Annotated in this window: 16 protein-coding genes; 4 read left to right on the forward strand and 12 right to left on the reverse strand. The window is 67.2% G+C overall.

All coding sequences use genetic code 11. The features are described 5' to 3' along the window. The first annotated feature begins 2 nt into the window (after window positions 1-2). Genes cydD through PGN27_RS04380 form a run of 3 tightly spaced genes read left to right on the forward strand, consistent with a single transcriptional unit; the run spans window position 3 to window position 3,557 of the window. Window positions 3-1,607: a thiol reductant ABC exporter subunit CydD gene (cydD, locus tag PGN27_RS04370; protein WP_335325228.1), complete on the forward strand. Its 1,605-nt coding sequence runs from the start codon at window positions 3-5 to the stop codon at window positions 1,605-1,607. Beyond that, window positions 1,585-3,099 (forward strand): ATP-binding cassette domain-containing protein, encoded by a 1,515-nt coding sequence (locus PGN27_RS04375; RefSeq protein ID WP_335324992.1) that lies wholly within the window; start codon window positions 1,585-1,587, stop codon window positions 3,097-3,099. The genes cydD and PGN27_RS04375 overlap by 23 nt, the downstream gene beginning before the upstream one ends. Window positions 3,100-3,110: 11 nt before the next feature. After that, window positions 3,111-3,557 (forward strand): DUF4190 domain-containing protein, encoded by a 447-nt coding sequence (locus PGN27_RS04380; protein ID WP_335324993.1) that lies wholly within the window; start codon window positions 3,111-3,113, stop codon window positions 3,555-3,557. Here the strand turns inward: PGN27_RS04380 and PGN27_RS04385 are convergent. The 7 genes from PGN27_RS04385 to PGN27_RS04415 form a co-directional block, all read right to left on the reverse strand. Then, window positions 3,554-4,420 (reverse strand): acyl-CoA thioesterase II, encoded by an 867-nt coding sequence (locus PGN27_RS04385; protein WP_335324994.1) that lies wholly within the window; start codon window positions 4,418-4,420, stop codon window positions 3,554-3,556. The two genes, PGN27_RS04380 and PGN27_RS04385, sit on opposite strands and share 4 nt — an antisense overlap. Window positions 4,421-4,429: 9 nt before the next feature. Continuing rightward, on the reverse strand, window positions 4,430-5,848 hold the full coding sequence (gene pyk, locus PGN27_RS04390) for a pyruvate kinase (RefSeq protein ID WP_030136370.1): 1,419 nt from the start codon (window positions 5,846-5,848) through the stop codon (window positions 4,430-4,432). 64 nt (window positions 5,849-5,912) lie between these two features. After that, window positions 5,913-7,415 (reverse strand): glutamate synthase subunit beta, encoded by a 1,503-nt coding sequence (locus PGN27_RS04395; protein ID WP_335324995.1) that lies wholly within the window; start codon window positions 7,413-7,415, stop codon window positions 5,913-5,915. Next, the gene (gene gltB / locus PGN27_RS04400; RefSeq protein ID WP_335324996.1) at window positions 7,408-11,949 is read right to left on the reverse strand and encodes a glutamate synthase large subunit; all 4,542 of its coding nucleotides are present in this window, start codon (window positions 11,947-11,949) and stop codon (window positions 7,408-7,410) included. The genes PGN27_RS04395 and gltB overlap by 8 nt, the downstream gene beginning before the upstream one ends. Window positions 11,950-12,027: 78 nt before the next feature. Next, window positions 12,028-12,432: a DUF2752 domain-containing protein gene (locus PGN27_RS04405; RefSeq protein ID WP_335324997.1), complete on the reverse strand. Its 405-nt coding sequence runs from the start codon at window positions 12,430-12,432 to the stop codon at window positions 12,028-12,030. Further along, the gene (locus PGN27_RS04410; RefSeq protein WP_335324998.1) at window positions 12,422-12,847 is read right to left on the reverse strand and encodes an NINE protein; all 426 of its coding nucleotides are present in this window, start codon (window positions 12,845-12,847) and stop codon (window positions 12,422-12,424) included. Before PGN27_RS04410 ends, PGN27_RS04405 begins: the two co-directional genes overlap by 11 nt. 4 nt (window positions 12,848-12,851) lie before the next feature. Continuing rightward, complete coding sequence (locus PGN27_RS04415) at window positions 12,852-14,216, reverse strand: malate:quinone oxidoreductase (protein ID WP_335324999.1); 1,365 nt, start codon at window positions 14,214-14,216, stop codon at window positions 12,852-12,854. Window positions 14,217-14,281: 65 nt separating this feature from the next. Between PGN27_RS04415 and PGN27_RS04420 the strand changes: the two genes are divergently transcribed. Then, on the forward strand, window positions 14,282-15,163 hold the full coding sequence (locus tag PGN27_RS04420; protein WP_335325000.1) for a LysR family transcriptional regulator: 882 nt from the start codon (window positions 14,282-14,284) through the stop codon (window positions 15,161-15,163). Window positions 15,164-15,169: 6 nt separating this feature from the next. Here PGN27_RS04420 and PGN27_RS04425 read toward each other — a convergent pair whose 3' ends face one another. The 5 genes from PGN27_RS04425 to PGN27_RS04445 all read right to left on the reverse strand — a co-directional run bounded on the left by PGN27_RS04425 (window position 15,170) and on the right by PGN27_RS04445 (window position 24,179). Beyond that, window positions 15,170-15,988 (reverse strand): ABC transporter permease, encoded by an 819-nt coding sequence (locus PGN27_RS04425; RefSeq protein ID WP_335325001.1) that lies wholly within the window; start codon window positions 15,986-15,988, stop codon window positions 15,170-15,172. Then, window positions 15,985-16,815 carry an ABC transporter ATP-binding protein gene (locus tag PGN27_RS04430; protein WP_335325229.1) on the reverse strand — a complete coding sequence of 277 codons (831 nt, stop codon included), beginning with the start codon at window positions 16,813-16,815 and terminating at the stop codon, window positions 15,985-15,987. Before PGN27_RS04430 ends, PGN27_RS04425 begins: the two co-directional genes overlap by 4 nt. Before the next feature lie 17 nt (window positions 16,816-16,832). Beyond that, window positions 16,833-21,320, reverse strand: a complete 4,488-nt coding sequence (locus PGN27_RS04435; RefSeq protein WP_335325002.1) for an acyltransferase domain-containing protein — start codon at window positions 21,318-21,320, stop codon at window positions 16,833-16,835. Beyond that, complete coding sequence (locus tag PGN27_RS04440) at window positions 21,203-22,315, reverse strand: beta-ketoacyl [acyl carrier protein] synthase domain-containing protein (RefSeq protein ID WP_335325003.1); 1,113 nt, start codon at window positions 22,313-22,315, stop codon at window positions 21,203-21,205. Before PGN27_RS04440 ends, PGN27_RS04435 begins: the two co-directional genes overlap by 118 nt. 100 nt (window positions 22,316-22,415) lie before the next feature. After that, window positions 22,416-24,179, reverse strand: coding sequence for an NAD(P)/FAD-dependent oxidoreductase (locus tag PGN27_RS04445; RefSeq protein ID WP_335325004.1), 1,764 nt, complete (start codon window positions 24,177-24,179; stop codon window positions 22,416-22,418). Between the last annotated feature and the right edge of the window lie 13 nt (window positions 24,180-24,192).

The raw sequence follows: 24,192 nt of genomic DNA on the forward strand, positions 1-24,192 counted from the left end.
GCATGCGCCGCTACATCGCGGCAATGGTGGCCTACGGCACGGTGATCGCGGCGGCCACCATCGCCGCCGCCTGGATCCTGGCCCACCTCGTGGCCGGTGTCATCACCGAACCGGCCACCCGCAGCCTGGCGCACTGGCGCCTGCAGTTGGGGGCACTGGCCGCCGTCTGGGTGATCCGGGTGCTGGCCCAATGGCTGCAGGCGCGGCTGAGCCAGCGCGCCGCCACGACGGCGATCGGCGACCTGTCGGCGCGGGTGCTGCACACGGTGACCGAGATGAACCCGCAGCGCAGGCAGCAGGTGCTCGACGAGGCGACCGTGGTGGTGACCCGCGGCCTAGACGGTCTGCGGCCGTACTTCACCGGCTACCTACCCACCGTGGCGCTCGCCGGAATCCTCACCCCCGCAACGGTTATCGTCATCGCCGTCGCGGACTGGCAGGCCGCCGCGGTGGTGGCGATCGCCCTGCCGCTCATCCCGCTGTTCATGGTGCTCATCGGTAAGCTCACCGCCGATCGCTCGGCGGCCGCCCTGGCCGCGATGACGACACTGCAATCACGATTGCTGGACCTGGTCGCCGGCATTCCCACCCTGCGCGCCCTGGGCCGCGCCGGTGGACCCGCCGACCGTATCGCCACCCTGGCCGCCGCGCACCGGCGCTCGGCGATGCAGACGCTGCGCATCGCCTTCCTGTCGGCGGCCGTGCTGGAACTCATCGCCACCCTTGGGGTCGCACTGGTGGCCGTCAATGTGGGCCTGCGCCTGGTGTTCGGTGATATGACATTGGTGGCGGCGCTGACCGCGCTGCTGCTGGCCCCCGAGGTCTTCTGGCCGCTGCGCCGCGTCGGAGTGCAGTTCCACGCCGCCCAGGACGGCAAGACCGCCGCCGATGCCGCGCTGAACCTGCTCCAGACACACTCGAGCAGGCCGAACGGAACACAGCATGTCACCGGGGAACACATCGAGATCGACCTGCGCGGTCTGACGGTGCGCGGTCGCGACGGTGCCGCCCCGGACGGCCTGTCCGAATCGCTGCGGCCCGGTGCGGTCACCGTGCTCACCGGACCCAACGGCGCCGGCAAAAGCACCACCCTGCAGGCGATCCTGGGTCTGTTGGAACCCGACGCCGGACAGATTCTCATCGACGGCACCGATCTGGCCGAGATCGATCGGGAACAGTGGTGGACCCGCGTGGCCTGGCTACCGCAACGACCCGCCTTGCTACCCGGCACCATCCGGGCCAACCTGGAACTGTTCGGACCGCTCGTCGACCTCGACGCCGCATGCCGAGCATCGGATTTCGATTCGGTGCTGGCGACACTCCCCGACGGACTCGACACCGTGATCGGCAGGGACGGCGCAGGATTGTCGCTCGGGCAGCGACAACGGCTGGGGCTGGCGCGCGCGCTGGGCTCCTGCGCCCCGGTGCTGCTGCTCGACGAGCCGACCGCACATCTGGACGCCGACGCCGAAATGATTGTCCTGGAATCCATTCGGACCAGGGCACAGGCCGGATGCACCGTCGTGGTGGTGGGTCACCGCGCTCCGGTGCTGGGCATCGCCGACCGGATCGTACCGTTGGGAGGTGCCGTCGGTGTCCATCCGTGAGGTCATCGCGCTGCTGCGTCCCAGGCTCCCCCGGCTGGTGTTGGCGGTGCTGTTCGGCACGCTGGCGCTGGGCAGCGCACTGGCCCTTGCCGCCGTGGCCGCCTGGTTGATCACACGGGCCTGGCAGATGCCGCCGGTACTGGATCTGACCGTGGCCGTGGTGGCCGTCCGCGCGCTGGGAATCTCGCGCGGGATCTTCAGCTATTGCGAACGGCTGGCCATCCACGACGCCGCGCTGCGCGCCGCGGGCAATGCCAGGGTCGGCCTGTACCGCCGCCTGGTCGCCGCACCACCGGAATCGGCACTGCGGATGGCCGGCGGCGAGCTGGTGGCCAGGGTCGGTAACTCGGTCGACGAACTGGCCGATGTGCTGGTGCGGTCGGTACTGCCGATATGCGTGGCCGCCGTGCTGTCTGTGGCCGCCGTGGGCGTCATCGCGGCGATCTCTCCGGCAGCGGCGCTGATACTGGCCGCCTGCCTGCTCGTCGCAGGCGTGCTGGCACCCGTACTGGCCGGGCGGGCGGCCGCGGCGACCGAGCTGTTGGCCGCGAGGCATCACGGCACGCGCGACACCGCCACCCTGGTCGCCCTCGAGCACGCCGACGAGCTCCGCGTGGCGGGCCGACTGGCCGGGGTCATCACCGAATCCGAACGCGCACACCGAGACTTCGGTGCCGCCACCGACGCCGCGGCCACACCGGCAGCGGCCGCGGCCGCGATGTCCACCGCAGCGATCGGCGTGTCGGTAGTCGGGTCGGTGATCATCGGCATCCTGCTCGCCGACCACACCGCACCGACGGCACTGGCCGTCCTGATGTTGCTCCCGCTCTCGGCATTCGAGGCCACCAGCGCACTGCCGGCGGCCGCCGCGCAATGGGTGCGCTCCACACTGGCCGCACGGCAGCTGGCCGAGCTGACCGCTGTCGATCCCACCGGCCGGGTCCGGCCCGCCGTCCCGGCCATCGCGCCGGCACCCGGTGAGCGGATCGCCGTCGTCGGCCCCAGTGGTAGCGGCAAGACCACCATGCTCATGGCGATCGCCGCGAACTATCCCGAAAGCCCGGTCACCGCAGCATTCTTCGCCGAGGACGCGCACCTGTTCGACACCACCGTGCGCGACAACCTACTGGTCGGCCGCGGTGATGCCACCGATGCCGACCTGACCGCTGCCCTCGGCGAGGTCGGGCTCGGGCACTGGCTGGCCGGGTTGCCGGATGGGCTGGACACCATCCTGACCGGAGGTGCGGCTGCGGTATCGGCAGGCCAACGCCGGCGCCTGCTGCTGGCGCGGGCGCTGATCACCGATTTTCCGATCGTTCTGCTCGACGAACCCACCGAACATCTCGACGCCGCCGACAGTGACCGCCTCCTCACCGAGATCCTCACCCCCGACGGCATGTTCGCCGCGCGTCGCGCCGTCGTGGTGGCCACCCATCACCTTCCCGAGCACCTCGCCTGCCCGACGATCCGGATGCCGCAACCTGCCGGGTAACGTTGCCGTCCATGAGCTACCAGCCCGCTGCGGCACCGCCGCCGTACCCGGCCCCGCCTGCCGGACCCCGCAACGGGGCGGGCACCGGGGCGCTGGTGGTGGCGGTGGCCGCACTGGTGTTCTCGTGGAGTGTCATCGGCGGGGTGATCGGCGGCATCATCGCGGCGGTCCTCGGCATCACCGGCCGCGGCCGCGCGCGTCGTGGCGAGGCCGACAACGGCCCCATCGCCACCGCGGGGATGGCTCTGGGCGCGCTCGCGGTGGTCGTCGGCATCGCGGCCGTCCCGGTATGGTCGGGATTTCTCGGCGACGCCGGGGTCGGCGATTACCTCAGCTGCATGGAGAAGGCGATCGGCCAATCGGGCACATCGCTGGACCCGGCCGCACAACAGAAGTGCGAGAACGAGTTTCAGGACCGCATCGAGCACATCTCCGGCCTGGGAACGGCCGGCGGCTAACCCGTGCCGGGGAAATGCTTGACGATGCCCTCCTGCACGACGGTCGCCAGTACCCGTCCGTCCGTGTCGAAGAAGTGTCCGGTGCTCAGGCCGCGGGAGTCTGCCGCCACCGGTGACGATGTGGCATAGAGCACCCAGTCGTCGAAGCTGATCGGCCGGTGGAACCACACCGAATGATTCATCGTGACGGCGAAGATCCGGTCGAAACCCCACGACAGACCGTGGGTGGTGATGATCGAGTCCAGCACCGTGGTGTCCGAGGAGTAGACCAGCGCCGCGGCGTGCAGCACCGGGTCCTCGGGCATCGGAGCGTCGGCGGTCATCCAGACCCGGTTGTGCTCCAGCCGTCCGCCCTTGTCCCGCATCACCCAGGCCGGGTCGTTGGTGTAACGCCATTGGATGGGCTTGAGCGCCTCGACGAACAACGGCACGGTTTCTTCGTAACCGACGAGCAGTTCCTCGATGGTCGGTAATCCGTCGGGATGTGGCACCTGTGGAACGGGCACGTTGTGCTCAAGCCCGCGTCCGCCCGCCAGATGTGAGACCAACGCGGTACCGAGGAGCACGCCGTCCTGGGTGACATCGACACGCCGGTTGGCGAACCGGCGCTCGTCGCGTAGCCGAACAACCTGGAAATGCAGGTCTTTCGTGGGATCACCGCCTGCGATGAAATGCATCGACAGCGTGCTGGGCGGCAGCTTCGGCGACACCGTGCGGCAGGCGGCGACGAAGGCCTGGGCCATCATCTGCCCGCCGAACGTCCGGATCGGGTTGCGGCTCGGGTGCGTTCCTGTGAACGCATCCTCACCATCCGGGCGGAGCGTCAGAACCGTCAGCAGTTCCTCGAGATGTTCCGCCGACAAGTCGCTCCCCTAGTGGTCGTCCTCACCGATCCGGTGCACGTGGATCAGGTTGGTCGAGCCTACTGTGCCCGGAGGAGCACCCGCGACGATGACCACCAGGTCGCCACGCTTGTAGCGGCCCAGGTCCAGCAGCGCCTGGTCGACCTGACGGATCATGCCATCGGTGGTCTGCATGTGCGGGACGATGAAGGTCTCGGTCCCCCAGGTCAGCGCCAGCTGGCTGCGCACCTCTGGCAGCGCGGTGAAGGCGAGCAGCGGCAGCGGCGTGTGCAGCCGGGCGAGCCTGCGGACGGTGTCACCGGACTGGGTGAACGCCACCAGCGCCTTGGCCTCCAGCCGCTCGCCGATATCGCGGGCGGCGTAGGAGATGACACCGCGCTTGGTGCGCGGCACGTGGGTCAGCGGCGGCGCCTCGGTGGAGTTCGACTCGACGGCCTTCACGATGCGCGCCATCGTGCGCACCGCCTCAAGGGCGTATTTGCCGACGGAGGTCTCACCGGAGAGCATCACCGCGTCGGCGCCGTCGAGCACCGCGTTGGCGACGTCGGAGGCCTCGGCCCGGGTGGGCCGGGAGTTCTCGATCATCGACTCCAGCATCTGGGTGGCGACGATGACGGGCTTGGCGTTCTCGCGGGCCATCTGGATGGCCCGCTTCTGCACCAGCGGGACCTCTTCCAGGGGCAATTCGACACCGAGGTCACCACGGGCCACCATGATGGCGTCGAAGGCCAGCACGATCGCCTCGAGGTTCTCGATGGCCTCGGGCTTCTCGAGCTTGGCGATGACGGGCACCCGGCGACCGACTCGGTCCATCACCTCGTGCACCAACTCGATATCGGCCGGTGAGCGCACGAACGACAGCGCCACCAGGTCGACACCGAGGCGCAGCGCGAACTCCAGGTCGGCGATGTCCTTCTCCGAGAGCGCAGGCACCGAGACGTTCATGCCGGGCAGCGAGAGGCCCTTGTTGTTGCTGACCCGACCGCCTTCGGTCACCTGGCAGACCACGTCGTTCCCGTCGATGTGCTCGACGACCAGTCCGACGTTGCCGTCGTCGACGAGCAAGCGGTCGCCGGGTGCCGCATCCACGGCCAGTTGCTTGTAGGTGGTGGACACCCGGTCATGGGTGCCCATGAAGTCGTCGACGGTGATGCGCACCGTCTCGCCGGCCTGCCACAACGTGGCGCCGGTGGCGAACCGCCCCAGCCGGATCTTGGGTCCCTGCAGGTCGGCCAGGATGCCGACGGCGCGTCCGGTGTAGTCGGAGGCGGCCCGGACCCGGCGGTAGGACTCTTCGTGGTCGGCGTGGTCACCATGGCTGAAATTCAGCCGCGCCACATCCATGCCTGCCTCTACGAGGTCACGCACGGACTCGTCGGTGGCGGTGGCGGGGCCGAGGGTACAGACGATTTTTCCGCGTCTATTCACGCTGGGGAGCTTACTCGTTGATCGATTCAGATGACCATTCAGACCGGAGTGTCAGACCGGAGTGTCAGACGGCGGCCAGCGGCAGTGACCCGGGCCGCACCGGTGCGGGCAACTCGGACTCGCCCATCAGGTACAGGTCGACCGCGCGCGCGGCGCTACGCCCCTCGGCGATGGCCCACACGATCAGCGAGGCGCCGCGGTGGGCGTCGCCGCAGACGAACACCCCGGGCTCCTCGGTCTGCCAGTCCGATCCGCAGGGCAGCGCGCCGCGCCCGTTCGTGGTGAGCCCGAGACCCGCCAACAGCGGCATCTGCTCGACACCCTCGAAACCGATGGCCAGCAGCGCCAGCTCACAGGGGATCTCGAACGGATCGCCTACCGGGACGATGTGGCGGCGACCGTCGCCGTCACGTTGCACCCGCACCTCGGCGATCTGCACCGCGCGCAGCGCCCCCTGCTCGTCACCGACAAAACGCTGCACAGCGACCTCGAACCGGCGTTCCCCACCCTCGGCGTGCGCGGGCGAGGTCCGCAGCACCAGCGGCCAGGTCGGCCACGGCGAGCGATCCTCGTCACGGGTCCGCGGCGGTTCGGGGTTGTAGTCGAGCTGGGTCACCGAGACCGCACCCTGCCGGTGCGCGGTACCCAGACAGTCCGCGCCGGTGTCACCGCCGCCGATGATGACCACACGCTTGCCGGCGGCCGTCGGTTCGGCGGCTCGGTCCCCCTCACACTCCTTGTTCGCCGCGACCAGATGCTCCATGGCCAGGTGAACCCCGGCGAGATCGCGGCCGGCCACGTCGGTATCGCGGGCCTGCAGCGCACCGACCGCCAGCACGATCGCGTCGTGCTGTGCCCGCAACGCCTCGACCGACAGATCGACACCGACCTCACAGTCGGTCACGAATCTGGTTCCCTCCGCGCGCATCTGGGCCAATCGCTGGTCGAGACCGGATTTCTCCAGCTTGTACTCGGGGATGCCGTAGCGCATCAGTCCGCCGATGCGGTCATCGCGTTCGTAGACGGTCACCTCGTGTCCGGCCCGGGTCAGCTGTTGGGCGGCCGCCAGACCTGCCGGACCCGAGCCGACCACGGCCACACTGCGTCCGGTGGATATGGCAGCAGGCTGCGGCACCACGGCACCGGTCAGCCAGGCGTGATCGGCGATGGTCTGTTCGATGCGCTTGATGGTGACGCTGCCGCCGGTGGCGGTCTCGGCGATGGACAACACGCAGGCCGCCTCGCACGGTGCGGGGCACAGCCGACCGGTGAACTCGGGGAAGTTGTTGGTGGCGTGCAGCCGGTCGCTGGCCGCGTCCCAGCGTCCGCGCCGGACCAGGTCGTTCCACTCGGGGATCAGGTTGCCCAGCGGGCAGCCCGCGGTTCCCGAGTGGCAGAACGGGATACCGCAATCCATACAGCGCCGGGCCTGTTGGGACACCTCGGCTGCCCGTTCCGCCGGCGGTCGGCTCTCGTAGACCTCACGCCAGTCCCCCACTCGTTCGTCGACGGGGCGCTTGACGGCCTCGTGTTTCCCGACGCGCAGAAACCCGGTGGGATCAGCCACGGCTCGCCTCCATGATCGCGGTTTCCACATCACGGCCCTCGGCACGGGCCAGCCGGGTGGCATGCAGCACCCGCTCGTAATCGATCGGCATGATCTTGGTGAATCCGGTGCTGCGCCGAGGCCAGTCGGCCAGCAGCGAACCAGCCACCGTGGAACCGGTGGCCAGCGCGTGCCTGCTCACCACATCGTGTAGCCAGCTCAAATCTTCGGCCTCCAGCGTCTGCAACGCCACCATCTCGGTGTTGACCTTGGCCGGATCCAGTCCCAGGACGTATGCGATACCACCGGACATCCCGGCGGCCATGTTGCGGCCGGTGCCGCCGAGCACGACCACGCGGCCGCCGGTCATGTATTCGCATGCATGGTCACCGACACCCTCGACGACGGCCAGCGCCCCGGAGTTGCGCGCACAGAACCGCTCGCCCGCCCGTCCGCGCAGGAACACCTCACCCGAGGTGGCGCCGAACAGCAGCGTGTTGCCGGCGATGACGTTGTCCTCGGGCAGGAACAGCACGTCATCGGGTGGTCGCACGACGACCTTTCCACCCGAAAGCCCCTTGCCCACATAATCGTTCGCGTCACCGATGAGGTCGATGGTGATACCGGGCGGCAGAAACGCGCCCAGCGACTGGCCGGCCGACCCCGTCAGCGTGACCTTGATGGTGTCATCGGGCAGACCGGTTGCACCGTAGCGGCGGGTGACCTCCGCGCCGAGCATCGTGCCCACCGTGCGATTGACATTGCGGACCGGCAGTTCCAGCCGTACCGGATGGGCATCCTCCAGTGCGCCCTCGGCCAATTGGATGAGGGTCTGATCCAGCGCCTTGTCCAGCCCGTGATCTTGGTCGCGCAGCCTGCGCCGGGCGGTGGTGGCCCCGTTGGTGTCGGCCGGGGCGGCGAAGATCGGGCTCAGGTCCAGTCCGGCACTCTTCCAGTGCGCGACGCCGGTCGCGGTATCGAGCATATCGACCCGTCCGATCGCCTCGTCGAGACTGCGGAAACCGAGTTCGGCCAGCATCATCCGGAGGTCCTCGGCGATGAACTCGAAGAAGTTCTGCACGAACTCCGGTTTGCCGGTGAATCGCGCACGCAACTCCGGGTTCTGGGTGGCCACTCCCACCGGGCAGGTGTCCAGATGGCACACCCGCATCATGATGCAACCCGCAACCACCAGCGGCGCGGTGGCGAAACCGTACTCCTCGGCACCGAGCAGCGCGGCCACCATGACATCGCGTGCGGTCCGCATGCCGCCGTCGCACTGGACCGTGATCCGGTCACGTAAACCGTTGAGTATCAGCGTTTGCTGGGTGTCGGCCAGCCCGATCTCCCACGGGGCGCCGGCGTGTTTGAGACTGGTGAGCGGGGCCGCACCGGTGCCGCCGTCGTAGCCGGAGATCAGCACAACGTCGGCATGCGCCTTGGACACCCCGGCGGCCACGGTGCCGACACCGACGGAGCTGACAAGCTTGACGTGGATGCGGGCGGTGTCGTTGGCGTTCTTGAGATCGTGGATGAGCTGGGCCAGATCCTCGATCGAGTAGATGTCGTGATGCGGCGGAGGCGAGATCAGGCCGACGCCCGGCGTGGAGTGCCGGGTCTTGGCGATGTTCGGGTACACCTTGTAGCCGGGAAGCTGGCCGCCCTCACCGGGTTTGGCCCCCTGGGCCATCTTGATCTGGATATCGGTAGCATTCACCAGGTAGTCGCTGGTGACCCCGAATCGACCGGAGGCCACCTGTTTGACCGCACTGCGCCGTGCTGGATCGTAGAGCCGGTCGACATCCTCGCCGCCCTCACCGGAATTCGACCGACCGCCGAGGGTGTTCATCGCCACGGCCATCGTCTCGTGCGCCTCGGCGGAGATGGAGCCGTAGCTCATAGCACCGGTGTTGAAACGGGCGACGATATCGGCAACGGGTTCGACCTCGTCGAGCGGCAGCGGATTCCCGCGGCGGAACTCGAACAGGCCGCGCAGGGCACCACCCTCGCGGGCCAGCCGGTTCACCTCCTCGGAATACCTGGTGAAGACGTCGCGCCTGCCGGTTCGGGTCGAATGCTGAAGCAGGAAGACGACTTCCGGGGTGAAAAGGTGCAGTTCGCCGTCGCGCCGGAACTGGTACTCACCGCCGACGGACAGTCTGCGGTGCGCCCGCTCGGTCGGATTCTCCGGGTACGCCCGGCGATGCCGGAATCTGACCTCCTCGGCCAGCACGTCGAGTCCGACCCCGCCGAGTTGCATCGGTGTGCCCGTGAAGTACTCGTCGATGACGGTACGGTCCAGCCCGATGGCCTCGAAGGCCTGGGCACCGGTGTAGGAGGACACCGTCGAGATGCCCATCTTGCTCATCACCTTCATGACACCCTTGCCGAGCGCGGTCAGGTAGTTGCGCACCGCGGCGGCCGGGTCGATACCGGTCAGTTCGCCCTCGCGGATCAGGTCTTCGATCGTTTCGAAGGCCAGGTAGGGGTTGACCGCGGCCGCTCCGAAACCGATCAGCAACGCGATGTGGTGGACCTCCCTGGCATCACCGCTCTCGACCACCAGGGCGACACTGGTGCGTTGTTTGGTGCGCACCAGATGGTGGTGGACCGCGGCGACGGCCAGCAGCGACGGGATCGGCGCCCGGGTGTGGTCGGAATCGCGGTCGGACAGCACCAGCGTGCGTGCGCCTTTGGCGATGGCATCGCAGGCACGCGCGCGCAGTTCGTCGAGCGCCTCGGCCATCGCCTCACCGCCGCGCTCGACGTCGTAGAGAGCGCGCAGAACTGCGGTGCGCAGACCGGGGTGTTCGCCGTCATCGTTGATGTGCACGATCCTGTTCAGATCGTCGTTGTCCAGCACCGGCCAACTCAAGGCGATCTGCCGACATGAGGCGGCCGTCGGTTCGAGCAGATTCTGTTCCGGGCCCATCACGCGGCGCATGGAGGTCACCACCGACTCCCGGATGGCATCCAGCGGCGGGTTGGTCACCTGGGCGAAAAGCTCGACGAAATAGTCGTAGAGCAGTTTCGAGCGTTGGGACAGCACGGCCAGCGGGGTGTCGGTGCCCATGGAGCCCAAAGGTTCTGCGCCGGTGGCGGCCATCGGGGTGAGCAGCAGCCGCAGCTCCTCCTCGGTGTAGCCGAACGCCACCTGGCGGCGGACCACCGAATCGTGGTTGGGCTGGACCCGCACCCGGCTCGGCAGCGTGTTGATATCCAGCAGCCCGGCATGCAGCCACTCGTCGTACGCCTCCGCGGCGGCGAGCTCGTCCTTGATCTCGTCATCGGTGACGATGGCGCCCCGTGCCGTGTCGACGAGGAACATCTTTCCCGGCTCCAGGCGGCCCTTGGCCACCACCCGCGCGCTGGGGATGTCGAGTACACCGCTCTCGCTGGCCAGGATGATCCGGTTGTCGATCGTGCGCCACCACCGGCCGGGACGCAGCCCGTTGCGGTCGAGCACCGCGCCCACGACGGTGCCGTCGGTGAACGTAACGCACGCCGGTCCGTCCCATGGCTCCATCAGCGAGGCGTGGTATTGCCAGAAGGCCCGTCGCGCCGGATCCATCCCGGTGTTGTTCTCCCACGCCTCCGGGATCATCATCAGCACCGCATGGGGCAGGCTGCGCCCACCGAGATGCAGAAGTTCGAGGACTTGGTCGAAGGACGCCGAGTCCGATGCCTCGGGTGTGCAGATGGGCGAAAGCCGGTCCAGATCACCGGGAATCAGGGTGCCACCGAGCTTCGCTTCGCGGGCATGCATGCGGTTGCGATTTCCCCGCACCGTGTTGATCTCACCGTTGTGGGCCACGAACCGGAAGGGGTGTGCCAGTGGCCAGGACGGGAACGTGTTGGTCGAAAACCGGCTGTGCACAATGGCGATGGCGCTCGTACAGCGTTCGTCACGCAGGTCCGGGAAGAACAGCGGAAGCTGCATCGTGGTGAGCATGCCCTTGTAGGCCATGGTCCGGCTCGACAGTGAAGCGAAATACACGCCCAGATCCTCGGATTCGGACCGTTTGCGCAGCGGGTACACCATCCGGTCGAGGTCGATACCGCCGCAGCGTGCGGGCGCCGCCACGAAAAGCTGTGCCATGTGCGGCATGCAGCCGAGTGCGGTGGCGCCGATCTGGGCACCGTCGGGATCGATCGGGACGGTGCGCCAACCGAGAACCTGCAGACCCTCCTCGTCGGCGATCTGCTCGATGCGGCCCTGCGACGCGGCGCGTTGGGCTGGGTCCCGCGGCAGGAAGCAGATGCCTGCGGCGAAGCTGTTGGCCCCGTCGGCCGTCTCGCCGGGCAGCTCGAAATCGACGACCTCCCTGAGTAATTCGACCGGGAGCTGGATCAGGATCCCGGCGCCGTCCCCACTGTTGGGTTCGGCGCCGGCCGCACCCCTGTGCTCGAGGTGCGCCAGGGCGGTGAGCCCGTCGGAGACGATCTCGTGGGAGCGACGACCCTCGACGTCGACGAGCATGGCGACGCCGCAGGAATCGGATTCGTTGTCCGGGTCATAGAGACCCTGAGCTGGTGGGAGCGCTGAGAACAGCAACCGGATGCCTCCGCAGTCTTCATGGCGTATCGAAGGGACTGCATCGGCCCGCATCGGCAGTGTATCAGCGCGGCGGGTTCACCACCCGGTGGAAACCGTCGGTACCAGCGGAAAGCCGGGCCAGTTCCGCACCACCGTCCAGGCAACAAGGGCCAGCACGACGGTGATCGTCGCGGCGGGTGGCATCAGTCTGCGTCCCTGCCGCCAGCGCACCGCCAACCACAGCAGCAGCATCGGGATCCCGGCGAGCATGAAGACGTTGTCGACCACGGCGGCGGCAAGATCACCGTGCAGGACATCGTGGGTCATCCGCAGACCACCGCACGCCGGGCATTGGAAACCGGTCAGCGTCTTGAACGGGCAGGCGGGGAAGAAACCGGGCCGGTGCGGGTCGCCGAGGCCGATATAGGTCAGCGCACCGGCCAGTCCGAGTCCGGCGGCGAGGACGCCCGCCCGCCCGAGGGTGACCGTGCTAGGTGCCATCACGCAGGGGTCGGCCGTGTGGATCGCGCACCTTGTCGGTGAGGATCAAGATGGCGTCGATGAGACCCCAGATGACGGCGCCGATACCGCAGGTCGCCAATCCGACGATCAGCTGGGCGATGCCGAAGCCCGTCTGCCCGAGGTAGATGCGGCCGATCCCGACCAGGCCGAAGAGTCCGAGCAACTGCAGCAGACCGGCGATGGTCTTGGACTTGTCCGAGAACGGTTCACCGGTGACCGGGTGCCTGCCGAACGGAGCCGATGGATCGTAGCCGGGCATGCCGCCCGGCCCCAGGTATCCGCCGGGGTACGGCGGCGGGAACTGGCTCGGCTGGTACTGGGGCGGCTGGTAGCCCGGCGGCGGGCCGAAGTTCCCGGGGTCGGACGACTGCGGATAGGACTGCGGATCCGTCATTCCCTCAGGATGCCAGAAGCCCGAACTCAGCGCGGTGACGCCACGAGCTCCATTCCGCGGGAAACCACCGTCGCAGCAGGTCGATCATGATGGGCACCGCTGTCGACGCCCCCGGCGAGGCGCCGAGGAGACCCGCGATGGTGCCGTCGGCGGAGACGACCAGTTCGGTCCCGGTGCGCAGCTCGCCGTTCGGTGCGATCAGTTGGGCGCGCTGGCCGGCGGTGATCCATTCCCAATCCCGTGGATCGGCGTGCGGATAGTAGCGACGCAGCTGTTCGAAGCGGCGTCCGCGCGACGCCAGCAGCTGACCGATCAGATATCCGAGGAGATCACGATTACCGGAGATCGCACGGATCAGTGCGCGTGCGTTGTGCGGGCGGACGGTGCCGAAGAAGTCGGTGACCCGACCGTTGGTGAGCAGTCGGGTGCTGAAGGTGGCGTACGGACCGAACATGAGGTGGGCGTCCCCGTCGACGACCCGACGATCGAGGTGTGGCACCGACATCGGCGGTGCGCCGAGGGACGCCTGACCATAGACCTTGGCATGGTGCTGCGCCGCGATCTCCTGATCGGAGCACCGCAGGAAGGCAGCGCCGACCGGAAGCACGCCGTATCCGCGGATCTCGGGTAGTCCGGCGCGTTGCAACAGCGTCAATGTGTGACCGCCGGCACCGATGAACACTCGGTCGGCGTCCAGTTCGAATCGCTGTCGGCCACACCGCCCGGCGATCCGCCAGCCGCCGTTCGGCGTCCGTGTCACGGTGCGGGCCTCATGGCCGAGCAAGGTGTCACCGGTGATCAGCCGCGTCAGTTGGCGGGTGAGCACTCCGAAATCGATATCGGTGCCCGCGGGATGCCAGGTGGCGGCCACCCGCTGCGAAGGATCGCGGCCGGCCATGACCAGCGGCGCCCACCCGGCGATGACCGTGGGATCCTGCGAGTACCGCATACCGGCGAAGGCCGGAACCGCTCGCAGTGTGTCGAACCGACGCCGTAGATAGGCGATATCGCGGTCACCGAAGACCACATCCATGTGTGGGGTGGTGGTGACAAAACCCGGATCGAGCAGACCAGTCTCGACGAGGTGAGCCCACCATCGCCGGGAGAGCGCGAACTGCGCGGCGACGGCGGCCGGGGTGGCGCCGTCGGCGGGATCGGGCATGTAGTTGAGCTCGCAGTATCCCGAGTGTCCGGTGCCCGCGTTGTTCCAGGGATGACTGCTCTCGGTGGCGAGAGCGTCGGCACGTTCGATCACCGTCACCCGCCAGTGCGGTTGTAACAGCGCCAACATCGCACCCAGCGTGGCGGACATGATCCCGCCGCCGATGAGCGCGACATCGACTGGAGTGCAATGGCCATCGGTCGTCATGACCTGAGAATCGTCCCGGAAGCATTGATCCGTCCAATGAGTGTTCTGATCAATATCATCCGTATATGGATCAATTGTCGGGGCTGCTGGCACCGCACCTGCGGGCGCTCGACGAGCTGGTGGCCTGCGACGGGCACATGACTCGCGCAGCCGAACGACTGGGTATCCCACAGTCGTCGATGAGCAGGCGGATTCACGCATTGCAGAAGTCACTCGGTGTGCCCCTGGTCATCCAGGATGGCCGGACGGTGCGGCTGACCCCGGCCGCGATACGGCTGGCGGACCGAATCCGCGATCCGCTGCGTGCCATGGAATCGGGGATCGAGTCCGTCATCGGCAACGCGGACGCCGAACACGGAACCGTCCGGTTCGGGTTTCCGCTGACCATGGGATCGGGTCGGTTGCCCACGTTGATCGCCGAGTTCCATCGCAGGGCGCCCGCAATCCGCCTACAGCTCAAACAGGCGCACGGTGCGGCGCTGGCGGCCGACATCCGTGCCGGAGAACTCGATGCCGCCGTGCTCATCCCGGCACCGGACCGTTTGCAGCACACGGTGATCGGCATACAACCGATTCACGCCGTGCTTCCGGCCGACCACCGGCTTGCCAACCGGCGTCGGATCCGGCTCTCCGAACTTCGCGACGAGACATTCATCGTCAACCCCACCAGCTACAACCTGCGCAAGCTGACCGAGAACTGGTGTCAGGCGGCCGGATTCACGCCACGAATGGCGTTGGAGATCACCGAGTTCGCCACCATGCGCGAGCTCATCGGTCGCGGGCTCGGGATCGCCCTGCTACCCCATGACGGCCGGGTTGCGCCGGGCACCACCGAGATCGCCCTGAGCCCCGCCACCTATCAACGCGAGATCGCGCTGGCGTGGTCGCCGACCGCCGCGACCCCGGCAGGCCGACGGTTCCTCGGCTTCATGCGCGAGCACTTCTGAAGCCGGTCAGCCTCGATCCGACCATCGGAACACCGCCAGGCAACCGATCAGACCGCCGATACACCACGCGGTCAGGACGAAGAAGATCCGCCAGTGTTCCCAGCTGCCGGCGGGCTCGACCGCGGCGAGCTCTGGCGGCAGGAGCACCGATCGAAACCCCTGCGCCATCCACTTCACCGGAAACAACGAACCGATGACCAGCATCCAGGTGGGCAGCGCCATGATCGGGACGTAGGTGCCGGACACGAACTGCAGGCCGACGGCGGGCCCGTTGGTCAGCGCCGCAGCCGAGACCGCATTGCCGGCGATATTGCTGATGAGCACCCCGAGCAGCGAACAACTGATGACCCCGAGCAGGAACACCCAGGCCAGCGTGAACCAGCCGAACAGGTCGGCGGGCAGCCTGAGCCCGAAGGCCAGCACCCCCACCAGGAGCAGCAGGATCGCCTCGGCCAGGCTGACCACGAGGACCAGCATGATCTTGCCGATGAAATACGACGTGGCCGTGGTCGGTGTGCCGCGGAGCCGCCGCAGTGCGCCGGTATCGCGGTCGGCGGCGATGCTGATGCCCAGGTTGACGAACGATGTGGACAGGATCCCGTAGGCGAGCATGCTGGCCGCGATCACCGAGCCCGTGCTGACGCCGCCGACCGGCAGCTTCTCCGAGAAGATGGACCCGAGCAGCAGACAGATCACCGCGGGCATCGAGAACGTCAGGACCAGCTGTTCGGGCCTGCGGTAGAACATCTTCAGCTCGGGCAGCACCCGGGAGAACCCGATGCGCGCCACCGAGGGAACCGGGTGGGCCCGCACGCCGGCGCTCATGAATGACCGATCAACTGCAGATAGGCCTCCTCCAGCGTCGGCCGCGACACCGTCAGGCCGGTCAGCTCACGCCCATCGGCACCGAGTCTGCCGATCAACTCCGTCGGCGTCGCGGTCCGCTCGATGCGCTCGATGTCACCGTCGAACCAGCGGACCGTCGCCGCGGTATCGACATGTTCGGTCAAGCGGGTCGGCGAATCCACCGCCACGACCGTTCCCGCGGCCACCACCGCGACCCTGTCGGCGAGCGCCGCGGCCTCCTCCAGATAGTGCGTGGTCATCAGGATCGTCGTCCCGTCCGCGGACAGCAGTCTGATCAACTCCCAGAACTGTTGGCGTGCTTCCGGATCGAATCCGGTGGTCGGTTCGTCCAGGAACAGCAGCTCCGGTGACCCGACGATCCCCAGTGCTACATCGAGTCGACGCCGCTGCCCGCCCGACAGCGTTCTCACCTTGGCATCGGCGGCACCGTCGAGGCCCACGAGGCCGAGCACATCCCGCGGCCGGCGCGCCGCACCGTAACAACTGGCGAACATCCGGACGGTCTCACCGACCGTCAGCATCCCGGCGTCGCTGACCTCCTGGAGCACGATGCCGATGCGCGCCCGCCAGTGCCGACCTGCGGTGCCGGGATCCTCACCGAGGACGAGCACCTGCCCCGCATCGCGGCGCCGGTTCCCCTCCAGGATCTCGATGGTCGTCGATTTGCCCGCACCATTGGGGCCCAGGATCGCGAACACCTCGCCGTACTCCACGTCGAGTTGTAGATCCCGCACCGCACACCGATCGCCGTATCTCTTGGACAGCCCACGCACATGCACTGCCATATCGGGGACCTCCACGGTCACGGAGCGGTCGCCTCTCCGTCGGACAACTCCCCGTCCGCTTCGAGCTCGGCCAGCAGGGTGCGCAACTCCTCGTCGGAGAGGTCGGCAAGTAGATCGTCCACATCGGTGTTTTCGCCTTCGGCGGCTTCGGTTTCGACGGCATCGCTTTCGGCCACCGGAACCGCGCCGTGGATCGCATGCAGCTCATCGAGTATCCGGTCGGACAACGAATTCACGCTGACGCCGCGAAGGATCTCCAGCACCGGGACGTCGATGGAGAACACGGCATTGATGCGCACCCGGAAGTCCATGGCCATCATCGAGTCCAGACCCATGTCGTCGAGCATGTCATCGGGAAGGATATCGGTGATTGCACAGTCGAATACGTCGGCAACCACGCGCTGTACCTGTTCGGCGATCAGGCTGCGTCGCTGCGCCTCCGGAGTAGCGGCGAGGACGTCGAGGATCGACGAGCCCGCCCCATCGGTGGCCACGGCCGAGCCTGCCGATTCAAGCTCGGCGAACATCGTGGGCAACCGCCCGCCCATGCCGGCCTGCCTGGCACGATCCCAATCGGCGGTGATGGCGACCACGCTGGGGATGCGCTGGCTGATCAGCCGCCCCAGGATCCGCGCACCCACCGCCGGAGTGATCAGCTCGATCCCCCGCTGGGCATAGATCTTCTCCAGCTTGAGTTCTTCGACCATCCCCACCGACCATGGCCCCCACCCGATGGTCAGCGCAGGCAGGCCCTGGGCTCGCCGATGGTGAGCGAACGCGTCGAGGAAGGCATTGGCGGCCGCATAATTGGCCTGCCCTGGCGCGGCGATGGTCGATCCGGCCGAGCCGAAAAGTACGAAGAAATCCAGCTCGTGCCCGGCGAACACCTCGTGCAACACCCTGGTGCCGGTCAGTTTCGGAGCCAGCACCCGCGCGTAGTCGTCCTCACCCATGTTGACGATGAGTTGGTCATTCACCACCCCGGCTGCATGCACGATGCCGCGCACCGGCCGGCCGCCGCCGCGCAGATGTCCGACCAGCCACCGGCTCATCTCGTCGGCATCGGTGATATCGGCACTGACAGTCTCGATGTGGGCGCCGAGGCGCTCGATCAGCCGGAATGCGTTGACGGCCTTGATCTGCGGATGGTCTTCGGCCAGTTCCGACCACTCATCCCGGGGCGGTAGGGCGGTCCGTCCGATCAGGGTGATGTGCCGCGCACCGCGTTCGGCCAGGAATCCGGCGACGACCCTTCCGAGCGCACCCGCACCACCGGTGACGACGTAGGTCGCGTCGGCGGAGAGTTTCATCGGGAACGGTTTGGTCAGCGCGGCGCACAACCGCAGGCGCAGAACAAGTGTGGTGGTACCGCGGAACGCGATCTGGTCCTCCGTCGCGCTTCCGAGCACATGCTCGGCTATCCGGGCCCCGGTCTGCGCGGCGTCATCGGCGGCGTCGATATCGATGAGCCCGCCCCAGATATCCGGGAACTCCTGATGTCCGATGACACGGCCGAGACCCCAGATGCTCGCCTGATCGAGGTTGGACACCGCGGTATCCGGGGTCGCCTGAGCATTGGCGGTGACCAGGAAGATCTTCGGCTTGAGCATCGGGCGGTCGGCCAGCGTCTTGACCAGCCGCAGGATGCTGAGCGGCCCGACGTCCAGATTGTCCGGTGCCCCGTCGGCCATGTCCATGGGCCAGCAATCGACGATGCCGGCGAGGTCGGAGACGTGTTCGTCGAGGATTGGCGCCCAGTCGATTCCGTCGGGCGCGTGGTGCAGCAAGCGCACCCGACGACCGTGCGAGCGCAGCGCCTCGGCGACCCGCTCCCCTACACCCGCGCCGTCGGCCAGCACCAACCAGCACGCGTCGTCGGCCGCCGCGGGTGCGGACTCCTCCGTATCGTCAGCCGGCGACCAGTGCAGCTCATAGAGCCCCTTGTCGATGTGGTCGACCGACATCCGCGATGAAGAACTCAGCGATTGCACGGTGAATCCATCGAAGACCGCGAGTACCCGATCGTGGGCATCGGTGATGGTGATATCGCATTCGACGGCATCCCTGGTCGCCGAAACGACGTGCACCTGCACGGTCATGCTGGGTGTGGGTGGCCCATACACGGCGCAGTGCCGTATCCGGGTGGGCAAGTAGGGGTCCTCGTTCTCCTCCTGGCCGGAAAACGGCGCCCCGAACAGGGTCTGGAATGCCCCATCGATCAGGGCGGGATGGAATCGGTAGTCATCGAGTTCTCCGGCGATCTCGTCGGGGACTCGCAACTGTGCGGTGGCCCAATCATGTCCGGCCCGAACGGCGGTCACCGAGCGGAAGGCGCCGCCGTAGTCGAAACCGATCGCCTGGGTACCAAGGTAGAACTCCTCGCCATCCATCGAGCTGGACGGACCGGCCCCGGCTGGGCGGGCGGACGTGGCCGTGGGACACGTGCCGAGTTCGGCCGTCGCGGTGATCGCCCACTTGAGATCGCCGTCCCCGGTGGCCGTGAACGAGGCGAATTCGATGGTGCCGTCGTCCTGATTGAGTGTGGTGCGGATGATGGGGTCGCATCGGTCATCCAGCAGCACCGCGCGGTGCAGCACCAGATTCTCGACGCTGTGCTCGGATCCATAGGTCTGCCTGCCCGCAGCCAGCGCCATCTCGACGTACACGGCGCCGGGCACCACCACACTGCCCTGGATGCGGTGTCCGTCGAGGAACCCGTGTTCGGCCGTGCTGATCTCGACCTCCCAGCTCGGGTGCACACCGCGTACCGGCTGGCCGAGCAGTGGGTGTACCGGGGCATAGAACAATGCCTCGTCGACCTCGTAATTGTCATACCAGTACCGCTTCTTCTGCCACGGATAGTGCGGCAGGCCGACCACTGGGGATCGGCTGCCGGGATAGACCCGATCCCAGGCCACCTCGTGTCCGGCGTTGTGCAGCGCACCGAGGCAGGTCAGCAGGGTGCGGATGTCGTCATGGTCACGGCGTTGCGTCGATGTCACCGAAATACGTTGCGCACCGGCCGTTTCCAGGATCGAGGCGGCCAGCACCGGATGCGGTCCGAGTTCCACGAAATGGGTGTAGCCATCATCGAGCATCCGCCGCAGCGCGGGCTCGAAAAGCACCGTCGCCCTGGTGTTCTGCCACCAGTAGGCGGCACCGGCGTCGTATCCGTCGAGCTGCTCGCCGGTGACCGTGGAATACAACGGGAGGCGAGCCGGACCGGCCGACAGTCCCGCCAGCGAATCGAGCAGATCGGCACGCACCGCGTCCATATAGTGGGTATGGTACGGAACCTGCACGGCCAGATACCTGTTGAAGATATCGGCCTCATCGAGTTGCCTGGCGATGTCTTCCAGTACATCCACGTCGCCGGCGACGGTGACCGCCGTCGGACTGTTGATCGCCGCGATCGACACCCGATGGCCGAATTCGTTGGCGATCTTCTGGTCGATGGTCGTCATCAGGGTTGCGGCATCCAAGCCCACTGCGAGCATCCGCCCCTGCCCGCTGGTGCGCTGTTGCAGCCGGCTGCGGTGATAGATCACCCGGACGGCCTGCTCGAAGGTGAGCAGTCCGGCCAGATGGTGGGCGGCCACTTCCCCTGCGCTGTGGCCGATCACGGCATCGGGAACGATCCCGAACTCGGCGAGTTGCGCGGCAAGGGCCACCTGGATGGCGAAGTTGGCGGGCTGGGCGATCTCGGTATCTGCCATCCGGGACTCGGATTCGTCACGACACAGTTCCTCGATCAGCGACCAGTCGGCGTACCGGGACAGCTCACGATCGGTACGGCGGATGCTCTCGGTGAACGCCGGAGCCACGTCGAGAAGCCCCCGGCACATCCGCCACCACTGCGGCCCCATTCCGGTGCAGACGAACGCCAGTTTCGCGGTGTCCGAACCGATCCGATCGGCCTCCACGTGACCACCGTCGGCCAGCGCCCGCAACTGCTCGCGGACGTCGTCGAGATCGCCGGCGATGACGGTGTGCCGGTGGCTCAGATGGGTGCGTCGGCGGGCCAACGTGTGGCCAAGATCGGCCAGCGCGATATCAGGGTGCGCCTCCAGGTGGTCGGCCAACCGGCCCGCGGTGGCGGCAAGGGCATCGGCGCTGCGGGCCGAGATCGGGATCGCCGCCAATGGAAGCGGATTCACCGCCGCGGACGTTGTCCTCGGCGCCGGCGGTTCGGCCAGTACGACGTGGGCATTGGTGCCGCCGAAACCGAAGGAGTTCACCCCAGCGATGCGGCGCGCCGCCGGCGGAAAGGGCCGGCCCGTCGGCGGGATGTCGAGCTTGAGCTCGGCGAGCGATACGTGTGAGGTCGGATTCTGCAGGTGCAGATTGGCCGGGATGAATCCGTGTTTGACCACCATGGCGGCCTTGATCAACCCGGCGACACCGGCCCCGGCCTCCAGGTGGCCGATATTCGTCTTGACCGAACCGATGACCAGCGGTCTGCTCGCCGGGCGGTCCGTGGTGAGCGCCTGCGCCAACGCCCGCATCTCGATCGGATCGCCGACGGGGGGGTACCGGTTCCGTGCGCCTCGACATAGCCGATCTGGTCCGGATCCAGCTCGGCGCGCTGCAGGGCGGCCTTGATCGCCACCCGCTGGGCATCCTCACGGGGCACCGTGATGCCATCGGTGTGCCCATCCTGGGAGACCGCCGTGCCGAGGATCTGGGCGTAGATGTCGTCACCATCGCGCAGTGCCTGCTGCAGCGGTTTGATGATCACCACGGCGCCGCCCTCACCGCGGGCATAGCCGTCGGCGGCGTCGTCGAACGCGCGGCTGCGCCCCTGCGGGCTGAGAAAACCGCTGCGGGATTCGGCGATCGCGGTGTTCGGGCCCACCATGATGTTGACTCCGCCGGCGACGGCCAGATCGCACTCACCGTTCCAGATGCTCTGGGCCGCCAGGTGTGCGGCGACCAGCGAGCTCGAACACGCCGTGTCGACGGTCATGCTCGGGCCGCGGAAATCGAAGGCATGCGACAGCCGATTGGCCAGCATCGTCATCATCATGCCGGTGGCCGAGTGCGGCTTGAACCGATATCGGCTGGTCCGCCCCTGGTTCTGTATCAGCTGATAGTCGAGGGTGAACCCGCCGATGAAGACGCCCACATCGGTGCCGGCAAGCCGGTCGACGGGGATACCGCCGTCTTCGAAGGCCTCCCAGGTGACCTCGAGGAGGAGCCGCTGCTGCGGGTCCAGCGAATGCGCCTCACGCGGCGAGATGCCGAAGAACTGGGGGTCGAACTGGTCGATCTCGGAGAGGAACCCACCACGGCGGGTCACCACCTTGCCCATCTTCGCCGGATTGGGATCGTGGTATCGCTGGGCGTTCCACCGCGTTGCCGGAACATCACCCGTGGCGTCGACCTCGTCGAGCAGCAGGCGCCAGAACCTGTTCGCGGTGTCGGCGTCGCCGGGGAAACGGCAGCCGATCCCCACAATCGCCAGGGGTTCACGGTGGGTGGGCATTTCGGTCACGGACATCGGCACTTTCTCGCGGCGCTACACGGCTTGACTGCATTCGTAGCCGCGACGGGGTTGGATGGGTACCCCGTTTCCTTTCAGGTACCGGCGTCCATGGTGATCAGCCTGCCTGCAGGGCCGGCGAGCGAGTGAGGATCCACTCACCGATGATCGGATCGGTGCCCTGCTCGCGGCGATAGATGTTGCGGAGCTCGCGTAAAAGCCCGTCGCGCTGCCACTCCTGGACTTGGCGCATCACCCGGTCGTCGTCGAACGCGGTCGACTTGGCCGCGAGCACCGTCTCCACGAGTTGTCCGGCGATCTGGCGCAGCAGGCGGGCGTTGGTCGTGAATTGGGTGTCGAAATCCGGGCGCGCTTCCATCATCGCGTGGTGCAGCGTCACCATGAAGTTCAGCGGCGCATACAGGTCCAGGAACGGCACCGTCGGCCCGGAATCCTCCACCGCTGACCACTCCCGGAAGAACTGCTGCATGCGGTTGCTCAGGGCGATCAATCCGTCGAGCTGCGGGACGAATTCCGGATCGTCGGTCAATCGCACATAGCGATCGTTCATGTAGAGCAGGCCGATGAATCCCCAGTAGAACCCGATATCCCAGATCACCTTCGCCGACATCACGGCCGGGGTGCCCATCACCGCGTACTGATCCTGGTAGATCGCCAGCCACATTTCGGTCAGCGACCGGAACAACGTGTCGCTGACCGTCGCCCGGGCCGTGACGTCCTCACCGGCCATTTCGCGATGGATCAGGTCGGTGATCAGCCCGTTGCCGATGGCGACGAGGTCGAGGCCCGAGGAGTACAGCGGGTCGAGAAAGATGCCCGCATCACCGGTCAGTCCCCAGCGCTGCGCGCCGTCATAGACCTTGCTGACCCCGTGGCTGTACTTCTTCATCACCCGGAAGTCCATGATCTGATCGTCGTGCTCGGCGAGCACCGCCGCACACTGGGGTTCGTGCTCACTGAGCCATGCCTTGGCTTTGGCCAGGGTGTTGAACCCGTCGAAAGGGTGCAGCGCCGGGTCGGCGACAATCCCGACGCTGGTCGCGCCGGATCCCAGTCGGATCAGCCACACCCAATAGCCTTCCCCCATAAGGTGGTTGGTGGACATGGCACGGTCACCCTCGACGAGTCGAGAGTGGTAGCCCGGGTCGTCACTCCAGGTGTTGATATCGATCTCGGTGGCGACCCGCAACCATGCGGCGTTGCAATGGTGCTCGTTGGTGAGCTTGAGGTCCAGCTGCCGCGGCAACGTGCGGTTGCGCCCGGAGCCGTCGATCACCCAGCGGGCGGTGACCTCTTCCGCGGCGGTCTCGGTCTGATAGCCGACGATACTGGGGTCGGCCGCAAGCTCGACGGAACGCACTCGCCCACAGCGTATTTCGACACCTGCCGCCAGACACCGGCGGTGTAGTTCGTTCTCCAACCGCCCACGGTCGATCTGATAGGTCACCTGCGGCACGAAGGAGGAACCGCCGAGCTCCATCCGGCTCGCGATATCGGTGTTGGCACCATCGGAGAAGAACATCCGCAGGCCCATCTTGCGCAGCTGGGCCGAGCTCAGGTGATCGCCGAGGCCGAGTGTCTCGCGCAGATAGTGCGCCGAGATCTCCACGGTGGATTCCCCGACGGTATGGGTGATCTCGGCCAGCGGATAGCTCTTCGGCTCGATGATGAGCACTCGGATGTCGGGACGTTTGTCCCGCAACTGCAGGGCCAGACCCATCGCGGCGACACCGCCGCCGATGATGACGACATCGTGGTCATGCTCGGCCGAGGGGCCGTTGGCCGCGGGTAGCTGGTTTTTGATCTTGCGCGCAAGAGCTGCTCGCGTCCGCGCGTCGAGGTGGGCCAGTTCAGGGCGCATGAATTTCAACATA

This window comes from Mycolicibacterium neoaurum (assembly GCF_036946495.1).
In the GTDB taxonomy this organism is placed as follows: domain Bacteria; phylum Actinomycetota; class Actinomycetes; order Mycobacteriales; family Mycobacteriaceae; genus Mycobacterium; species Mycobacterium neoaurum_B.